The 17,762-nt window shown below is 65.9% G+C and carries 15 protein-coding genes and 1 pseudogene; 12 read left to right on the top strand and 4 right to left on the bottom strand.

Going from position 1 to position 17,762, the window contains the following annotated elements:
- The first annotated feature begins 8 nt into the window (after positions 1 to 8).
- The 5 genes and pseudogenes from TabM4_RS03650 to TabM4_RS03630 all read left to right on the top strand — a co-directional run.
- Positions 9 to 950 (top strand): 3-keto-5-aminohexanoate cleavage protein, encoded by a 942-nt coding sequence (locus TabM4_RS03650; protein WP_434618567.1) that lies wholly within the window; start codon positions 9 to 11, stop codon positions 948 to 950.
- Between the two features lie 10 nt (positions 951 to 960).
- Positions 961 to 2,895 (top strand): acetoacetate--CoA ligase, encoded by a 1,935-nt coding sequence (locus tag TabM4_RS03645; protein WP_434618564.1) that lies wholly within the window; start codon positions 961 to 963, stop codon positions 2,893 to 2,895.
- A gap of 13 nt (positions 2,896 to 2,908) precedes the next feature.
- Positions 2,909 to 4,393 (top strand): aldehyde dehydrogenase, encoded by a 1,485-nt coding sequence (locus TabM4_RS03640; protein WP_434618561.1) that lies wholly within the window; start codon positions 2,909 to 2,911, stop codon positions 4,391 to 4,393.
- On the top strand, positions 4,275 to 5,273 hold the full coding sequence (locus tag TabM4_RS03635) for a GntR family transcriptional regulator (protein ID WP_434618558.1): 999 nt from the start codon (positions 4,275 to 4,277) through the stop codon (positions 5,271 to 5,273). Before TabM4_RS03640 ends, TabM4_RS03635 begins: the two co-directional genes overlap by 119 nt.
- Positions 5,255 to 5,428, top strand: a pseudogene (locus TabM4_RS03630) (IS6 family transposase); the annotation flags it as partial. The gene TabM4_RS03635 and the pseudogene TabM4_RS03630, both read left to right, overlap by 19 nt.
- A gap of 128 nt (positions 5,429 to 5,556) precedes the next feature.
- Here TabM4_RS03630 and TabM4_RS03625 read toward each other — a convergent pair.
- From TabM4_RS03625 to tal, 3 genes are all read right to left on the bottom strand, one after another.
- Positions 5,557 to 5,784, bottom strand: a complete 228-nt coding sequence (locus TabM4_RS03625; RefSeq protein WP_434618555.1) for a hypothetical protein — start codon at positions 5,782 to 5,784, stop codon at positions 5,557 to 5,559.
- 216 nt (positions 5,785 to 6,000) lie between these two features.
- Positions 6,001 to 8,229, bottom strand: a complete 2,229-nt coding sequence (locus tag TabM4_RS03620) for an ATP-binding protein (protein WP_434618552.1) — start codon at positions 8,227 to 8,229, stop codon at positions 6,001 to 6,003.
- A 219-nt stretch (positions 8,230 to 8,448) separates the two neighbouring features.
- Entirely contained in the window at positions 8,449 to 9,396 is a 948-nt protein-coding gene (tal, locus tag TabM4_RS03615) for a transaldolase (protein ID WP_434618549.1), read from the bottom strand.
- A 256-nt stretch (positions 9,397 to 9,652) separates the two neighbouring features.
- Here tal and TabM4_RS03610 point away from each other — a divergent pair, with 256 nt between their 5' ends.
- Entirely contained in the window at positions 9,653 to 10,885 is a 1,233-nt protein-coding gene (locus TabM4_RS03610; RefSeq protein ID WP_434618546.1) for a trans-sulfuration enzyme family protein, read from the top strand.
- Here the strand turns inward: TabM4_RS03610 and TabM4_RS03605 are convergent.
- A complete protein-coding gene (locus tag TabM4_RS03605) occupies positions 10,867 to 11,784 on the bottom strand; it encodes a LysR family transcriptional regulator (protein ID WP_434618543.1) in 918 nt (305 codons plus the stop codon). The two genes, TabM4_RS03610 and TabM4_RS03605, sit on opposite strands and share 19 nt — an antisense overlap.
- 107 nt (positions 11,785 to 11,891) lie before the next feature.
- Here TabM4_RS03605 and TabM4_RS03600 point away from each other — a divergent pair, with 107 nt between their 5' ends.
- The 6 genes from TabM4_RS03600 to hisD all read left to right on the top strand — a co-directional run bounded on the left by TabM4_RS03600 (position 11,892) and on the right by hisD (position 17,708).
- Positions 11,892 to 12,905, top strand: coding sequence for a D-cysteine desulfhydrase (locus TabM4_RS03600; protein ID WP_434618540.1), 1,014 nt, complete (start codon positions 11,892 to 11,894; stop codon positions 12,903 to 12,905).
- Positions 12,906 to 12,927: 22 nt separating this feature from the next.
- A complete protein-coding gene (locus TabM4_RS03595; RefSeq protein WP_434618537.1) occupies positions 12,928 to 13,620 on the top strand; it encodes an aspartate/glutamate racemase family protein in 693 nt (230 codons plus the stop codon).
- 62 nt (positions 13,621 to 13,682) lie between these two features.
- Positions 13,683 to 14,669: a taurine ABC transporter substrate-binding protein gene (tauA, locus tag TabM4_RS03590; RefSeq protein ID WP_434618534.1), complete on the top strand. Its 987-nt coding sequence runs from the start codon at positions 13,683 to 13,685 to the stop codon at positions 14,667 to 14,669.
- 61 nt (positions 14,670 to 14,730) lie between these two features.
- Positions 14,731 to 15,519 (top strand): taurine ABC transporter ATP-binding protein, encoded by a 789-nt coding sequence (locus tag TabM4_RS03585; RefSeq protein ID WP_434618531.1) that lies wholly within the window; start codon positions 14,731 to 14,733, stop codon positions 15,517 to 15,519.
- Positions 15,516 to 16,373, top strand: coding sequence for an ABC transporter permease subunit (locus tag TabM4_RS03580; RefSeq protein ID WP_434618528.1), 858 nt, complete (start codon positions 15,516 to 15,518; stop codon positions 16,371 to 16,373). Before TabM4_RS03585 ends, TabM4_RS03580 begins: the two co-directional genes overlap by 4 nt.
- Positions 16,374 to 16,382: 9 nt before the next feature.
- Positions 16,383 to 17,708 (top strand): histidinol dehydrogenase, encoded by a 1,326-nt coding sequence (gene hisD / locus TabM4_RS03575; RefSeq protein ID WP_434618525.1) that lies wholly within the window; start codon positions 16,383 to 16,385, stop codon positions 17,706 to 17,708.
- Positions 17,709 to 17,762 lie beyond the last annotated feature (54 nt).

Here is a 17,762-nt window from a genome sequence, read left to right as displayed (position 1 = left end):
GCCTTCCCATGTCGAAACCGAAAAGCCGCAAGGTCATCATCACCTGCGCCGTGACCGGCTCGATCCACACGCCCACCATGTCGCCCCACCTGCCGATCACGCCTGCCGAGATCGCCACCAGCGCCATCGCAGCCGCCGAGGCCGGGGCCTCGATCCTGCACCTTCACGCCCGCGATCCGAACGACGGCCGCCCGACCCCCGATCCGGAGGTCTTCCGCGCCTTCCTGCCGCAGATCCACGAGGCCACCGACGCCGTCATCAACATCACCACCGGTGGCGGCCACAACATGACCGTGCAGGATCGTCTGGCCGCCCCCCTCGCCTTCAAGCCCGAGATGTGCTCGCTGAACATGGGCTCCATGAACTTCGGCCTCTTTCCTCTGAAGGACCGCTACCCGTCCTGGAAACACGCATGGGAGCCCGCCTATCTGGAAAACTCCCGCGATTTCATCTTCCGCAACACCTTCAAGGACATCGAATACATCCTGAAGCATCTGGGCGAGGACTGCGGCACACGTTTCGAGTTCGAGTGCTATGATGTCGGCCACCTCTACACGCTCGCGCATTTCCTTGATCGCGGCTTGGTGAAAGCGCCGCTTTTCATCCAGACCATCTTCGGCATTCTGGGCGGCATCGGTGCCGATCCGCGCCACCTGATCCACATGCGCGAGACCGCCGACCGCCTGTTTGGCGATGCCTACGAATGGTCGATCCTGGCCGCAGGGCGCCACCAGATGGGGCTTGCGACCATGGGTGCCGTCATGGGCGGGAATGTGCGTGTGGGGTTGGAGGACAGCCTCTACCTCGGCAAAGGGACGCTGGCGGAAAGCAACGCGGCTCAAGTCAGCCGCATCCGCACCATCCTGACCGAATTGTCGCTTGACGTCGCAACCCCATCCGAGGCGCGGGCGATGCTGGACCTCAAGGGCGCGGCGGCGACCGCGCTGTAAGGGAATGGCGATGTTCATGCTGCAAGACGTCAAGAGCACCGGCCCGATCTGGACCCCAGATCCAGACCGCCAGGCGGCAGCGGCCTGGACACGCTTTGCCGCCCAAGCCTCGCGGGGCGCGGGGAAAAATCTCTCTCGCCCCGCCGACCTGCATCGCTGGTCTGTGACCGACCCCGATGCCTTCTGGAGCCTGGTTTGGGATTTCTGCGCGGTCCCCGGGCAGAAGGGGGCGGTGGCCTTCCAGCCCGGCACCCATATGACCGAGGCGCGCTTCTTCCCCGAGGCGCGTCTGAATCTGGCAGAGGCCTGCCTGGCGGGCGATGGCGCCGACGAGGTTATCGTCTGGCGCTCCGAGGGTGGTGAGGAACGCCGCCTGACCCGCGCCGCGCTGAGGGAAATTGTTGGCCGGATGCAGGCCTTGCTGATCGCCCGGGGCGTCGAAACGGGTGACCGTGTTGCCGCCCTCATCCCGAACATTCCCGAAGCCGTGGCGCTGATGCTGGCGACGGCAGGGTTGGGTGCTGTCTGGGTCGCTTGCGCGCCCGAGTTCGGCGTGCCCGCCGTACTGGACCGCCTGACTCAGGCGGCCCCCAAGGTGCTGTTTGCGGTCGGCAGCTATGCCCATGGCGGCAAGACCTTCTTTCTGGCGGAGAAGGTTGCGGCCATCGTCGATGGCCTGCCGGACCTTGCGGCGCTGGTGCAGGTGGATCAGGGCGCGGCCCTTCCCGGCGCTCTGCCCTTGGTCGACGCACTGGCACAAGCGGCCACACCCCTCTTTGCGCGACTGCCCTTCGATCATCCGCTTTGCCTTGTCTTCTCCTCCGGGACGACAGGCAAACCCAAGGCGATCCTCCATCGTGCCGGGGGAGTCTTGCTGCAGCACCTGAAGGAACATCAGTTGCATTGCGACATCCGGCCGGGTGACCGGGTGTTCCAGTATTCCACAACAAGCTGGATGATGTGGAACTGGCACGTTTCGACACTGGCGAGCGGGGCTTGCCTGCTGCTGTGGGACGGGGCGGCGATGTATCCGACGCCCACCGCGCTTCTGGACTATGCAGCAGAGGAGCGCGCCACACATTTCGGCACCTCCGCCGGTTGGATCGACGCTCTGCGCAAGGCGGGTGCCCACCCGACCGCGACCCATGACCTGGCCGCGCTGCGTTGCCTGACCTCCACGGGCTCACCGCTGACGGTGCAGAACTTCCACTATGTCCATGCGGCGGTGAAGCGCGATCTGCACCTCGCATCCATCTCGGGCGGGACCGATATTCTTTCCTGCTTCGTACTTGGCCTGCCAACCGAGCCTGTCCATGCCGGAGAGATCCAGTCCCCCGGCCTTGGCCTTGCCGTGGACGTGGTGGACGCTTCCGGTGCCCCAGCGCGGCGCGGCGATCTTGTCTGCCGGGCACCTTTCCCCGCCATGCCGCTGGGCTTCTTGAGCGACCCCGACGGGAGGCGCTATCGCGCGAGCTATTTCGACCGTTTCCCGGGCCTTTGGCACCATGGAGACGACGCGGAATGGACGGCAAACGGGGGCATGGTGATCCACGGCCGCTCGGACACCGTCCTGAACCCGGGCGGCGTGCGGATCGGCACAGCCGAGATCTACGGCCCTCTTGCCCACTTTCCCGAGATCGCCGAAGCCGCCTGCATCGGCCAAGACCATGAGAGCGACTGCCGGGTGATCCTCTTCCTGCGTCTTTCGCCGGGGGCCGAACTGACCGGCGCGCTGCAGGAACGCATCCGCCAGACGCTCCGCCGCGAGGCGAGCCCGCGCCATGTCCCGGCCCGCATCTTAGCAGTCCCCGACTTGCCCCGCACGCTCTCGGGCAAGATCAGCGAGACCGCCATCGCCGCGCTGATCAATGGCCGCGCGATCGGCAATGCCGATGCCCTCGCCAACCCCCAAAGCCTGACCCACTTCCGCGACCTTCCCCTCTGACAGGAGACCCCAAGTGAACATCCAAACCCCCTGGTCCGACCGCGCCAAGGTCCTTTCCCTGAACTCCCACGCCTTCATCGACGGGCGCTTTGTCGAGGCCGCCTCGGGCAAGACCTTCGACACGATCAACCCGGCGACGAACGCGCGCCTCGCATCAGTTGCGGAGTGCGACAAGGCCGATGTCGACCTTGCCGTCGCCGCCGCCCGCCGTGCCTTCGAGGCGGGAACCTGGTCGCGCCGTGCGCCTTCGGAACGCAAGGCGGTGCTTTTGCGCCTCGCCGACCTCATCCGCGCCAATCTGGACGACCTCGCGCTGATGGAATCGCTCGACACGGGCAAGCCGATCTCGAACGCGCTTTCGGCCGATGTTCCCCTGTCCGCCAATACCTTCCAGTGGTACGCCGAGGCCATCGACAAGGTCTATGACGAGATCGCCCCCGCCGACCCTGGCAATCTCGCGTTGATACGTCGTGATGCCATGGGAGTGGTCGCCTGCGTCGTGCCGTGGAATTACCCGCTGCTGATGGCCTCCTGGAAGATCGCCCCCGCATTGGCCGCCGGCAATTCCGTCATCCTGAAGCCAGCCGAACAATCGCCGTTGACCGCGCTGCGCCTTGCCGAACTCGCCGCGGAAGTTGGTCTGCCAGAAGGTGTGCTGAACGTCCTGCCGGGCTATGGCGAGACTGTGGGCCAGGCGCTTGGCCGCCACATGGACGTCGATTGCCTGGCCTTCACAGGCTCGACCGAAGTGGGCAAGTACTTCCTGAAATACTCCGCCGAGAGCAACATGAAGCCTGCCTGGCTGGAATGCGGCGGCAAGAGTCCGAATTTGGTCTTCGCCGACTGCGACGATCTGGAGGCCGCCGCCGAAGCCGCCGCCTTTGGCATCTGGTATGATCAAGGCGAGGTCTGTACCGCCAATTCGCGCCTTCTGGTTGAAGAGAGCATCAAGGACCGCTTCCTCGACCTGCTGAAGGCCAAGGCCCGAGACTGGCAGCCGGGCGATCCCCTGAACCCCTCCACCACGATGGGCGCCATCGTCGAGGCCCGCCAGACCGAGCGCATCCTGTCCTACATCGAAAAAGGCAAGCAGTCCGCCCGCCTGATCGAGGGCGGCCAGCAGAAAACGCTCGGCGGCTCGTCCAACTTCATCACGCCGACGATCTTCGATGCCGTCACCAACGACATGACCATCGCGCAGGAGGAAATCTTCGGCCCTGTCCTTTCGGTCATCTCGTTCAAGACCGAGGAAGAGGCGGTCAAGATCGCCAATGGCTCGATCTATGGACTGGCGGCCTCGGTCTGGTCGAACAACCTGAAACGGGTGATGCGCTTGTCGGACAGCATTCGCACCGGCACCTTGTCGGTCAACTGCATGGATGCCAACGCCAATACCGTTCCCTTCGGGGGAGTACGGCAATCAGGGATCGGGCGCGACCAATCCCTTCACGCCTTCGACAAATACACCAACCTCAAGACCGTCTGGATCAAGTTCTAGGCAGTGGCATGGCGGACGGGCGTCCTTGCTTGCGCCCGTCCGCGACTTGGCCGAGATTGCAGGTGGGGCAATTCCTGCCCTTCCCGGCCCAGCTCGCGGTGATGACATGAACCATTCTCCTCCGCCCGACTCCGCGCCGCGCTCCACCCAAGGCCGCCGTCCGACCGCCGCGCCCGACCTGCAATTGCCCGAGGGCGACGCCCCGATCGAGCGCAAGGTGTACGACGCCCTGCGCTACGCGCTGATGTCGGGGCGGATGATGCCGGGGCAGATGCTGACGTCGCGCTCGCTGTCGGACATGCTGGGGGTAAGCCACACACCGATCATGGCCGCGCTGAAGCGGCTGGAGGCCGACAAGGTGCTTGAGGGCCGCAACCGCAGCGCCTTTTATGTCAGCGAGCCCGACCGCGACGAGTTCCGCGAGATCCTCGACATCCGCCTGGTGCTGGAGGTCATGGCGCTGCGCCGCGCCGTGCGGAACATTACCCCCGAGACCCTCGCCCGGCTGCGCGTCATCAACCAGTCATGGCTGCCCGTCGGCACGATTGCCGAGGGCCCGGCCACCCTGCCCGCCGAGATGCTGGTCGAGCGCAAGCGTGCCGCCCTCGCTGCCAACTTCCGCTTCCATTTCGAGATCTACCGCCACTGCGGCTCGGCCACGCTGGTCGATCTGATCGAGCGCTTCTGGCTCCGGATCGGGCCTATGCTGCATCGCTATTTCGCCTCCGACAACGTCGCCTCGATGACCGATGCCCACGAAGAGATCTTGCGGGCGTTGGAGAACAGCGATGCGGAAGGGGCCGAACTGGCGCTGCGCTATGACCTGAACACCGCCTTCACGATGATCGTCCCGCAATTGAGCCGAACCGGAGGAGGCTGAACGTGCTGCGAATGCGAAGTCTGCAGAAGTTCGCAACCGTCCGCGCCTCTGTCTGCAACCACTTCAACCATGAGAGAACGCTCACATCACGAGACCAATACAAGGCCAACTGCGCCGCCGCTCTTGCGGAGTGGCGCAGCCTTCTCGTTGCGTGACGTAAACCATGGATAGGGCGAACGGAGACTAGTTCGAAATAGTCTGACAGCACCGCCACCAGTTTCCCAAACAGCCTTGGCGAACCGCCCTCCGTTCCGCTCGCCGCCTGATGCACCAAGGCGGCGGATCAGCGTGTTTCCATTGGTCGCTCGACCAAGGCGCCCCGGCCCGGCGCCCCAAGGCCGTTGATCCGGTCCGCCGGAGTCTTCCGGCGCGCCTCGCCGGTCGTGAAGGTCATCAGAAGCATCACGATGAGCGTCAGACAGAAGACCACATACCAATAGGGATGATGCCAGATCGACAGGATCAGCAGATGCGCGAGGATCGTGCCTACAATGGGAATGTTTCTGGTCATCGGTGCGCTTGCCCGGAATTGCCGCGTCGGAGGATGGGTAACCAAAAACACAGTGGACTGACCAAAGGATGCCTAAGGTCGCGCCGTCGATTCTAGAATGTGGCAAAAGCATGGCAGAACCAAGCCAAAGGTATGGCACACCCATACCTGTGCCCGCCCCCGCGCGCCCGCAATAGCAAGATCCCGGCGAATTCCGGGCCGCTTTGACCTGCGGCCTCAGCCCGACGCCAGCCGCATCTCTGCCCGCTCCAGCAAGGCCGCCAGTTCGGCGCGTTGCACGGGTTTCGACAGCACGTCGGAAAATCCCTGACGCCGATACTCCTCTATCTGATCCGTCATCACATTCGCTGTCGCCGCAACGACATAGGGGATGGCCCGCCCTGTCTCTGCCGCCTCCCGCTGCATGATCCGAAGCGCCTCGACCCCGGTCAGCACCGGCATGGAGATATCAAGCAGGATGATGTCGAACTCCCCCGCACGCCACATCGCGCAGGCCTCGGCGCCGTCGGTCGCAAGCGTCACCTCCGCCCCGGTCTGTTCCAGAAGCAAGGCGATCACCTGACGGTTCGTGGCATTGTCATCCACCACCAGCACGCGCCACGCCTTGCCCGGTTCGGTCGCACCGCCCACCGCGCCGGGAGCAGGCAAGACAGGAACCGGCGCGGGCGCGGCGGCAGGTTCCGCATCGACAGGCACCCGCAGGGTGATCCCGATCCGCGTGCCCTGCCCCGGCGCGCTTTGCACGGTGATCTCCCCCTCCATCAGGTCCACCAGACGCCGCACGATCGTCATGCCCAGCCCGCTGCCGCCAAAGCGCCGCGCCGTGCTGGCATCGGCCTGCTCGAACGTGTCGAAGACGCGCGCAACCTCGGCCTCGCTCATGCCGATGCCGGTGTCGATCACCTCGAAGGACAGGCGATCCGGCTGGTTGGCCTTTACCTTCAGGCGCACCGATCCGCTCTCGGTGAACTTGATGGCATTGCCCACCAGATTGTGCAGCACCTGCACGATCCGCGTCTCGTCGCCCTGCCGCCGATAGATCCCGTTCGACGCATGGAAGATCTCGAAATCGATCCCCTTCGTCTGCGCCGTCGCACCGTGCAGCGCCTCCAGCCGGTCGATAGCCCCCTGCAGATCGAAGCTCCGCTCCTCCAGCACCATCTTTCCCGCCTCGACCCGCGCAAGGTCGAGGATGTCGTTCAACAGCGTCAGCAGGCTCCACCCTGAGGTGCGGATCACCGAAAGCATCGTCTTCTGCTGCTCGTCCAGACGAGTCTCCGCCAGAAGGTCGGCCATGCCCAACACCCCGTTCAGCGGCGTGCGGATCTCGTGGCTCATGTTGGCGAGGAACTCCGACTTGGCCTTGCTTGCGGCCTCCGCCGCCTCGCGTGCCTGCGTGATGCCGGTCACGTCCACGCGCAGCCCCACGCGCCCCCCGTCGGATGTCCGCCGTTCCATCACCTGCAGCACCGTCCCGTCGGGCAGCACATGCCGCACCCCCCCTTCGGAGGTCTGGACGCTCAACTGCTCCTGCAGCCAGGCTTCCTCGCGCCCCACGGCATCCGCGAACTGCCCCCGCGCCAGACCATGCCGCAGGATATCCTCCAGCCGGGCACCCGGCACGATGGCCGCGTCGCTCTGCGCGTAAAGCTCGCGGAACCTGCGGTTCGCGATGACAAGCCGGTCCTCGCAATCGAAATAGACGAAACCGTCGTTCAACCCTTCGACGGCATCCAGAAGCTGCTGCCGCACCACCTCCAGATCGCGCAACCTGTCCTTCGATTCGACCAGCGCCGCCGACAGCGCCAGATCGCTGCGCGCCTGTTTGAACAGGTTTTCCGCGATGTTGTAGATATAGAGGACGAAGGCGATGCCCAGCAGGACAAGCCCATAGGGTCCCGCCGGTTCCACATCATTATGCGCGACCGACCAGATGACGAAGACCGTGGCGATGAGAACGGGCGACGTTAGGTTCACGATGTAGAGCGGCATCCGCCCGAAGGCGTTGGTGATGTGTATGAACACACCGCAATTCCACAACACGCCAAGCGTGACGATGGCAAGATCGGGATTGGTCGACATGACCATGGCCGGGATCATGTAGATCAAGGCGAGAAAGGCGTTCAAACCCCAATGCGCGACGATCAGGCCGACGGGCAGATCCGAGGTTGCCGCCGCCTCCCGGTTGTAGAGCAGCCGTGAGATCGCCTCGAAGATCACGATGGCGAGGAAGCAGACGGTCGCGGCCTCCAGCTCGTCGATGCACAGCATGATGAACAGGAAGAACCCCGCCATCCCAAGCCGTTTCGGCAGATCGCGCATGTCGATCGGCCGCAGGAGCGTCATCTCCTCGCGCAGCCGTGCCGCCAACCGCTTGCCCGTTCCTGCCGTCACGCCCCTGCCAGCCTTGTTTCCATGTGCATCGCAGCGCGAATGCGGGGTCATGGCCATCCGACCGCCGCAATCGCCTACATTTACCATTGATAACGGCCTGCAGCGTCAGATTTTGCGCTCCGGTCACCCGGGGCAGACCGATTGCGCGGAACCATACCTACCTACGCCCGCCAAACCGACGAAAGCGCAGGCGGCCCATCCGCGCAAGGCAGGGATTCCCGACCGGCATGCGGTCGGGACCTTGTCAGCCAGTTAACGAAAAGGCCGGGTTCAGGCCCCCAGACGCTCGCTGATCAGGGTCAGCAGCTTGCGGTGATCGGCATCGAAATTCCGGATGCCTTCCGCAAGTTTCTCGGTCGCCATCGCATCCGCATTCAACTGCCAGCGGAACTCGGCCTCGGTGATCCGGGCGCGCGGGGCGGCGGGGGCGACCTTGGCCGCATCCAGCACCGCAGGCACCGCGCCCTGATCGGCGGCAAGCTCCTCCAGCAAGTTCGGCGCGATGGTCAGCCGGTCGCAACCGGCCAGCGCCTTGATCTGCCCCGTGTTGCGGAAGGACGCGCCCATGACCACGGTCTTGACGCCGCGCGCCTTGTAATCGGCAAAGATCGACCGCACCGACAGGACGCCCGGATCTTCCTCGGCGGTGAAGGTCCGGCCCTGTGCCTTGCCGTACCAGTCGGTGATGCGCCCGACGAAGGGCGAGATCAGATAGACCCCCGCATCCGCGCAGGCCTGCGCCTGCACCTGCGCGAAGAGGAGCGTCAGGTTGCAGTTGATCCCTTCCGCCTCCAGCACCTCGGCGGCGCGGATGCCCTCCCATGTGGAGGCAAGCTTGATCAGGATACGGTCCCGCCCGATGCCACGGGCCTCGTAGACGGCGATCAGCGCGCGGCCCTTGGCAATCGATGCCTGCGTGTCGAAGGACAGGTTCGCATCCACCTCGGTCGACACCCGCCCCGGCACCAGACCCGCCAGCGCCGCGCCGACGCCCACGGTCAGCGCATCGGCGATCTGCAGCGCCGTCTTGCCCGCCGCCTTGCCCTTGCCCACCTCATCCGCGAACATGTCCGCGAAGGCCGGGCTCTGGATGGCCTTCAGGATGATGCTCGGGTTTGTCGTGCAATCCACCGGCCGCAGGGCCTTCACCGCATCCACATCGCCCGTATCGGCCACCACCGTGGTGACGTTGCGCAGTTGTTCAAGTGCAGAGGACATGTTCGCTCCAAGGTCGCGTCGCAAAGAAGATGGCCGGTCAATACATTTGCATCGCTCCGGATGCAAAGGATTCTCGGCCACGGGGTTCGGCCCCCGCTATGCCAGAAAACGCAGGCGAGGGACAGGACCGAAGTCAGACAATCTTCCCCGGGCCAAAGCCGCCGCGCCCTCCCCTCCCCCTTGCACTCGGCCCGCAATCTGACGAAACCCTGGCCACAGGCGCGCGCCGACACTTCCGCCAGCAAGGGGCAGGACCATGACCAAAGACCCGTTCACCCCGCCCCGGCTTCCCGCCACTGCGCGGCCCGAGACGCTTGCCCTCGACGCGGGTCTGCAGATCGACCCTGTAACCCGCGCCATCCAGCCGGGGATTTCCATGTCGGTGAACAACCTCGTCATTCCCGGCGAAGGTGCCTTCTCCGCCGCCGAACTGGGCGACATCGCGCAGGAGCCCTTCACCTATGCGCGCTGGCTGAACCCCACCACCCGCGCGCTGGAAACCCGCCTTGCCGCGCTGGAAGGGGCCGAGGATGCGCTGGCATCCGCCACCGGACTTGCCGCCATCGCGGGCGTGTTCCTGTCGCTGTTGAAACAGGGCGACCACCTGATCATCAGCGATGTCACCTATGCCGGTGCCGCCGAACTTGCCCGCACCGTCCTGCCCGATCTGGGGATCGAGGTCACGCCCGTGAACCTGTCGCGCCCCGGCGCGCTGCAGGCGGCGCTGCGGCCCAACACCCGCCTCGTGCATTGCGAAAGCCCGGCAAACCCCATCCTCCGCCTCACCGATCTGGCCGAGGTGGCGCGCATCGCCCATGCCCATGGCGCGCTCGTCTCGGTCGACAGCACACTTGCGACCCCGGTCGCCACCCGGCCCCTGACGCTGGGGGTCGATCTGGTGATCCATTCACTGACCAAGTTCATCAACGGCCATGGCGATGCGCTTGGCGGCATCGTCGCGGGCCGCCGCGACCTGATCGCCCGCCTGCGCGCCCGGGCCGTCTATCTGGGCGCGGCCATGCCCGCGATGAATGCATGGCTCATCCTGCGCGGGATCGACACGCTGTTTCCCCGCATGCGCCAGATCGCCGAAAGCGCGGCCCGCGTGGCGGCCTTCCTCGAAACCCATCCCAAGGTCATCCGCGCCCTCTATCCCGGCCTGCCCTCGCATCCCCAGCATGATTTGGCCAAGGCGCAGATGGCAATTCCCGGCGGCATGATCTTCTTCCGTACCGCCGATCCGCAGGCCATGGCGCGCAGCCTTGCCGCCCGCCTGCAGATCATCCACAGCGCCTTTTCCCTTGGGCATCAGCGCAGCATCGTCACCCTTCTGGATACGGCCGAGATGATGCGCGGGACCTATGCCCTTACACCCGAGCAAGAGGCCGAATATCGCGCCTATGCGGGGGATGGCGGTTTCCGCCTGTCCATCGGGCTGGAATCGCCCGATGACCTGATCGCCGATCTGGATCAGGCACTGTCGGCCTGATCCCGCAAGGCCAGCGCCCGCGCCCTTTCCCAGATGCGCGCGCCCGTCGCGCCCTGTGCGCCGGCAAGGCGCGACAGATGCACCTGCATCGGCACCACGGGCAACCGATCCTCCAGCGCCACGATCTCGCCCGCCTTGATGCGGGCCTCCACCACCGAAAGCGGGACCCAGGCCACGCCGAACCCGGCCACCGACAATTCCACCTGCGCCAGCGTCAGCGCGCATTCCCCGCAGGCCTCGACCTGCACCCCTGCCATGGCCGGAAAGACATGGCGGGCCATCACCTCGCCCAGAAAAACATCGGCCGGATAGGTGATCACGGGCAGCGCGCCTTCGGCCATCCGCGCGGTGACCCGCGCCAGATCATGGCGTCCCAGCACGGGAACCAGCCTGTCCCGCCCCACCACCAGCGTTTCGATGAAGGCCTCGCGGAACGGCCCCGCCTCCGCCTCCACCTGAAAGGTGATCGCCAAGTCCACCTGCCGCGACACCAGAAGCGTCAGGCATTCATCCAGATTGGCCGAGCTCAGCGTGAAATGCACCTCCGGCCCCGCCTCCAGCACCCGCCGCAGCACCTGCGGCGTGACCGAGGTGGACAGCGCATGCTGGCTTGCCACCGCAAGACGGCTGCCGGCCACACGGTCCCCCCGCCGAAGGTCATCGGCCAACTGGTTCATCGACCCGATCATCCGCGCGATCCGGTCCAGATGCTCCGCCGTCGTGGGGCGCAACTGGATGGGTTTCTTCGTGCGGTCGAAAAGTTCGATCCCCAGATAATCCTCGATCTGCTGGATGCGCCGCGAAAAGGCCGATTGCGTCAGGTTACGCCGTCGCGCGGCCTCGCTGAAAGATCCGGTTTCCGCAATGCAGGCGATGTCTTTCAACCATTCCAGCCGCATCACCGCACCCCATCATGCAATTCCTGCATGATTTCAGGAGAAATCCGAATTTGCAACGACGCCGCGTTCCTGCAACCCTTCCCAAGGATCAAGCCCAAGGAAACCCAATGCACCTCGCCCGCTTTCCCCGCATTTTCCTTGCCCATCTGCCGACGCCGCTCGAACGGCTGGACCGGCTGAGCCGCGAACTCGGCGGGCCGGAAATCTGGATCAAGCGCGACGATTGCACGGGCCTTTCCACCGGCGGCAACAAGACCCGCAAGCTGGAATTCCTGATGGCCGAGGCGCAGGAGATGGGCGCCGACATGGTGATGACGCAAGGCGCGACGCAGTCAAACCATGCCCGCCAGACAGCCGCCTTCGCGGCCAAGCTGGGCATGGCCTGCCACATCCTTCTGGAAGACCGCACCGGATCGAACAACGCCAATTACAACGGCAACGGCAACGTGCTGCTGGACCATCTCCACGGCGCGACCACCGCGAAATATCCCGGCGGCACCGACATGGCGGCCCAGATGGAAACCGATGCCCAGCCCGTCCGCGATGCGGGCCGCAAGGTCTATCTCATCCCCGGCGGCGGATCGAACCCCACCGGCGCCTTGGGTTATGTCAACTGCGCCTTCGAACTGCTGGGGCAGTTGAACGACCGCGGGTTGAAGGTCGACCATATCCTCACTGCGACAGGTTCGGCGGGCACTCAGGCGGGCCTCATCACCGGGCTGATGGCGATGAACGCGGGCATCCCCCTGCTGGGCATCGGCGTGCGCGCCCCGCAGGACCGGCAAGAGGCCAACGTCTTCGCCCTCGCACAGGCCACGGCGGCGAAACTGGGCTGCCCCGATGCCGTCGGGCGCGACGATGTCCGCGCCGATTGCAACTATGTCGGCAAGGGTTACGGCATCCCCGGCCCCGACACGATCGAGGCGATCCGCATGTTCGCCAAACTGGAAGGCATTCTGCTTGACCCGGTCTATTCCGGCAAGGGCGCGGCGGGTATGATCGACCTCATCCGCAAGGGCCGCTTCACCAAGGGGCAGCGCATCGTCTTCCTGCACACGGGCGGCGCGGCCGGGCTCTTCGGCTATGACAACGTGTTTGCAGAGGGGGCGACCGGGGCATGACGCAAGGCGGGGCAAAGGGGCGATGAAACGCCGCGTCGGCATCCTTGGCGGGATGGGTCCGCAGGCGACCGTCCTCTTGATGCAGCGCCTGATCGATGCCACCCCCGCGCAGGACGACGCCGACCACATCCCCCTGATCGTCGACCAGAACCCGCAGGTCCCCTCGCGCATCCGCTTTCTCATCGAAGGCACGGGCGAAGACCCCGCCCCCACCCTCGCCGCCATGGCCCGCCGCCTGCAGATGGCCGGGGCCGAGGCGCTGGCCATGCCCTGCAACACGGCCCATCACTTCGCGGACACCATCCGCGCGGCCACCCCCCTGCCCTTCCTCGACATGGTCGCGGCCTCCGTCACCGCCGCCCGCACCCATGCCGCGGGCGATACGTCCATCGGCATCCTCGGCTCCCCCGCCCTGCGCCGGATCGGCGTCTTCGACCGCGCCTTCGCGGGCAGCGGCCTCTCCCCCCTCTGGCCAGAGGACGAAGCCGCCCTGCTCGCGGCCATCCGCCAGATCAAGGCGGGCCTCCCCCGCGACGAGGCCCGCGCCACCCTGCATCGCGCCTCTGCCGAATTGTTGGGCCGTGGCGCACGGGTCCAACTCATCGCCTGCACGGAATTCTCGCTGATCGCCAACCCGACCGTGACAGGTGCCCTTCCCGTCGATACGCTCGACCTGTTGGTCGGCCTCATCCGGGGTTTCGCCTTGTCCGAGTAAACCACCCTGCCCAATCCAACCAAACCCCCGGCCAACGGGGGCATCGCCAACAGGAGAGAACGATGAAGACGAAAACCGCCCGCATCCTCGTCACCGCCAGCCTCGCCGCCCTCATGGCAGGGGGCGCCATGGCCGAAACCGTGATCATCGGCAATTTCGGCAGCCCCACGCCCATGCAGGTCGCCCGCGCCGAAAAGAAATTCGAGGCCGCGACCGGATGGGAGATCGAATGGCGCACCTTCGGTTCCGGCACCGAAGTCATCGCCGCCATGGCCTCGGGCGATGTGCAGGTGGCCGAACTCGGCTCCTCCCCCCTTGCCATCGCGGCCAGTCAGGGCGTCGAACTTGAACTCTTCATGATCGCGCAGGGCCTCGGCACCGCCGAAAGCCTGATCGCCAAGGCCGACAGCGGCATCGCCAAGCTGGAGGATGTGAAGGGCAAGCGCATCGCCGTCCCCGTCGGCTCCACCGCGCATTACTCGCTGATGGGCGCGCTGGCCCATTCCGGCATCGCCGAAAGCGATGTCACCATCGTCAACCTGCCCGCCGACCAGATCGCCGCCGCATGGGACAGCGGTCAGGTCGATGCCGCCTTCATCTGGCAGCCGGTACAAAGCCAGATCCTGCAGACCGGCACCTTCATCGTCGGGGCAGACCAGACCGCGCAATGGGGCTATCCCACCTTCGATGGCTGGGTGGTGAACAAGGACTTCGCCGAAGCCAATGCCGATGCCATGGTCGCCTTCGCCAAGGTGATGAACGAGGCGAACCAGGCCTATCTCGCCGATCCCGCCGCATGGACGGCTGACAGCGCGCAGGTCAAGACCATCGCCGAGGTGACCGGGGCCGCCGCCGATCAGGTGCCCGAGATCCTGAAGGGCTTCACCTTCATCCCGCTGGCCGATCAGCTTGGCGACACGTGGCTTGGCGGCGCGGCGGCCAACATGAAGGCCACTGCCGATTTCCTCGTGGCGGCGGGCCGGATCGACGCGGCGGTGGACGACTATTCCCCCTTCGTCACCACCGCCATCGCAGACGCGGCCAAGTAACCCCGCATCGCCGGAAGCGGTCCGCCGCTTCCGGCCCTCCGTCACGGCAGAAGGGTCCGGCATGGGGCTGAACATCAGACAGGCATCCGTGGTCTATCCGTCCGTGGACGGACGCCCCCCGGTCGAGGCCCTGCGCCAGATCGATCTCGACATCGAGAACGACGATTTCGTCGTCGCCCTCGGCGCGTCGGGCTGCGGCAAATCCACCCTGCTTTCACTGATCGCAGGCTTCCTGTCGCCCAGTTCCGGCGAGATCCTCCTTGACGGCACCCCGGTGCAGGGGCCCGGCGCCGACCGCGCCGTGGTGTTCCAGAAACACGCCCTGCTTCCCTGGCTGAACGTCATCGACAACGTGGCCTTCGGGTTGAAACTGCAAGGCATCCCCGAGGCCCGCCGCCACGACATCGCACGCGGCTTCCTCAACCTTCTCGGCCTTGGCGAATTCGAAAAGGCCCGTGTCTACAACCTCTCCGGCGGGATGCAGCAGCGCGTGGGCATCGCCCGCGCCCTGACCTGCGACCCGAAGGTCCTTCTGATGGACGAACCCCTTGGCGCGCTGGACGCGCTGACCCGCGAAAAGGCGCAGGAACTGATCCTGAACATCTGGCACAGCACCCACAAATCCGTCTTCTTCATCACCCATTCGGTCGAAGAGGCGCTGTTCATGGGCACCAAGCTGATCGTCATGTCACCCCGTCCGGGCCGCATCGCCCACCGCTTCGACCTGCCCTTCTCGCGCCAGTTCCTTGCAGGAACCCCCGCCCGCACCGTCAAGGCCAGCCGCGAATTCATCGCCCTGCGCGAAGAGGTGCTGGAAATCATCTTCTCCGACGAAGAGGCCGTCGCATGACCGCCGCGCCCGAACCGAAACCCGCGAAATCCGGCGGCTTGCGCAAGGCCCGCGCCACCAAACCCGGCGAGACCTACGGCGTCCCCGGTCAGGGGGATACGCTGCTCCTGTCGCTGGCCTCCATCGCGGGGATCATCTTCATCTGGTGGCTGGCCACCACTCTGGGCTGGGTCAAGCCGCTCTTCCTGCCCGGTCCCGGCGCGGTGCTGCGGAAATTCCTCGACGTCTGGCAGAACGGTTTCACCAACACGCCCTTCCTCGAACATATCGCCGTCTCCGCCGCCCGCGTCTTCGGGGCCTTCCTGCTGGCCTGCCTCATCGGCATCCCGCTTGGCCTTGCCATGGGCATGTCGCCCCTGATCCGCGGCATCTTCGATCCGCCCATCGAGTTCTACCGCCCCATCCCACCGCTGGCCTATCTGCCGCTGATGATCATCTGGTTCGGCATCGGCGAAACCTCCAAGGTCATGCTGATCTTCCTGTCGGTCCTTGCCCCCGTCGCCCTTGGCGCGCGGTCGGGCGTCAAATCCGCCGCCATCGAACAGATCCACGCCGCCTATTCCTTCGGCGCCACCCGCTGGCAGGTCATGCGCCATGTCATCCTGCCCTCGGCCCTGCCCGAAATCCTCACCGCCATGCGCATCGGCATCGGCTTCGGCTGGACCACACTCGTCGCCGCCGAGATGGTCGCCGCGACCGAAGGGCTTGGCTACATGGTCCTGTCCGCCAGCCAGTTCCTGCAGACCTCCACCGTGATCATGGGCATCGTCGTGATCGCGGCCATCGCCTATGCCTTCGATCTCCTCATGCGTTTCATCGAACGAAAAGTCGTCCCCTGGAAGGGCCGGATGTAAGGACGTCCCATGACCATCACCTACCTGAAGCAAGCCACCCGGACGCCCGAGTCCGGGCAGACGGACGTGCGCGCCGGAGTCGAGGCGCTGCTGGCCCGCATCGAACAGGGCGGCGAAGAGGCCGTCCGCGCCCTCGCCCGCGAAATGGATGGCTGGGACGGCCCCATCCGCGTCACCCGCGATGACATCGAGGCCGCCGCCCGGCAGGTTCCCGACACGCTGAAGGACGACATCCGCTTCGCCCATGCCAATATCCAGCGCTTCGCCCGCGCCCAGCGCGCCACCATCGCCGATTGCGAGATCGAGGTGATCCCCGGCCTCATCGCCGGGCAGAAGCAGATCCCCGTCGCCTCCGCCGGCTGCTATGTCCCCGGCGGGCGCTACAGCCACATCGCCAGCGCCATCATGACCGTGACCACCGCGAAAGAGGCCGGCGTCGCGCAGATCACCGCCTGTTCGCCCCCGCGCCCCGATCAGGGCATCCCCCCCGCCATCCTCTTCGCGATGGATCTCTGCGGGGCCGACACCATCCTCAACCTCGGCGGGGTGCAGGGCATCGCCGCCATGGCCAAGGGCCTTTTCGGCGCGGGCAAGGCCGACATCCTCGTCGGCCCCGGCAATCAATACGTGGCCGAGGCCAAGCGCATCCTCTTCGGGGAGATCGGCATCGACATGTTCGCAGGCCCGACCGACAGCATGGTGATCGCCGATGCCGCCGCCGACCCCCTGCTGGTGGCCGCCGACCTTGTGGGACAGGCCGAACATGGCTGGAACTCCCCGGTCTGGATGGTCACCACCGACCGCGCCCTCGCCGATCAGGTCCTCGCCCTCGTCCCCGACCTCATCGCGCGCCTGCCCGACCTCAACGCCACCAATGCCCGCGCCGCATGGGCCGATTTCGCCGAGGTGATCCTCTGCGACACGCGCGAGGAAATGGTGCAGGTCGCCGACCGCTATGCCCCCGAACACCTGCATGTGCAGGCCGCCGATCTGGATTGGTGGCTTGCCACCCTGCGCTGTTATGGCTCGCTCTTCCTTGGCGAAGAGACGACCGTCGCCTTCGGTGACAAGACCTCCGGTCCCAACCATGTCCTGCCCACCTCGGGCGCCGCCCGCTATACGGGCGGCCTCTCCGTCCACAAGTTCATGAAGACCGTCACATGGCAGCGCGCCACCCGCGCCGCCGCCCGCCCCCTTGCCATCGCCACCGCCCGCATCTCGCGCGAAGAGGGGATGGAGGGCCACGCCCGCACCGCCGACCTGCGCCTTGCCAAATATTTCCCCGACGAGGATTTCGACCTAGGCCCCCGCGCCCCGGCCGCGCAGTCCGGGTGACAATCCGCCCCGCTTGCCCTAGCCTTGCGGCGACAGCGACGCACGGGGAAACGG

This window comes from Tabrizicola sp. M-4, assembly GCF_051132405.1.
Taxonomy (GTDB): Bacteria; Pseudomonadota; Alphaproteobacteria; order Rhodobacterales; family Rhodobacteraceae; genus Paragemmobacter.
Note: the sequence above shows the minus strand (reverse complement) of the source record. Positions and strands in the feature narration are given on the sequence as shown.

Excerpts from the sequence above, each read along its gene's own strand:
- TabM4_RS03650 (WP_434618567.1), top strand. The coding sequence starts at position 9 with ATGTCGAAACCGAAAAGCCGCAAGGTCATCATCACCTGCGCCGTGACC.
- TabM4_RS03645 (WP_434618564.1), top strand. The coding sequence starts at position 961 with ATGTTCATGCTGCAAGACGTCAAGAGCACCGGCCCGATCTGGACCCCA.
- TabM4_RS03635 (WP_434618558.1), top strand. The coding sequence starts at position 4,275 with ATGCCAACGCCAATACCGTTCCCTTCGGGGGAGTACGGCAATCAGGGA.
- TabM4_RS03625 (WP_434618555.1), bottom strand. The coding sequence starts at position 5,784 with ATGACCAGAAACATTCCCATTGTAGGCACGATCCTCGCGCATCTGCTG.
- TabM4_RS03620 (WP_434618552.1), bottom strand. The coding sequence starts at position 8,229 with ATGACCCCGCATTCGCGCTGCGATGCACATGGAAACAAGGCTGGCAGG.
- tal (WP_434618549.1), bottom strand. The coding sequence starts at position 9,396 with ATGTCCTCTGCACTTGAACAACTGCGCAACGTCACCACGGTGGTGGCC.
- TabM4_RS03610 (WP_434618546.1), top strand. The coding sequence starts at position 9,653 with ATGACCAAAGACCCGTTCACCCCGCCCCGGCTTCCCGCCACTGCGCGG.
- TabM4_RS03605 (WP_434618543.1), bottom strand. The coding sequence starts at position 11,784 with ATGCGGCTGGAATGGTTGAAAGACATCGCCTGCATTGCGGAAACCGGA.
- TabM4_RS03600 (WP_434618540.1), top strand. The coding sequence starts at position 11,892 with ATGCACCTCGCCCGCTTTCCCCGCATTTTCCTTGCCCATCTGCCGACG.
- TabM4_RS03595 (WP_434618537.1), top strand. The coding sequence starts at position 12,928 with ATGAAACGCCGCGTCGGCATCCTTGGCGGGATGGGTCCGCAGGCGACC.
- tauA (WP_434618534.1), top strand. The coding sequence starts at position 13,683 with ATGAAGACGAAAACCGCCCGCATCCTCGTCACCGCCAGCCTCGCCGCC.
- TabM4_RS03585 (WP_434618531.1), top strand. The coding sequence starts at position 14,731 with ATGGGGCTGAACATCAGACAGGCATCCGTGGTCTATCCGTCCGTGGAC.
- TabM4_RS03580 (WP_434618528.1), top strand. The coding sequence starts at position 15,516 with ATGACCGCCGCGCCCGAACCGAAACCCGCGAAATCCGGCGGCTTGCGC.
- hisD (WP_434618525.1), top strand. The coding sequence starts at position 16,383 with ATGACCATCACCTACCTGAAGCAAGCCACCCGGACGCCCGAGTCCGGG.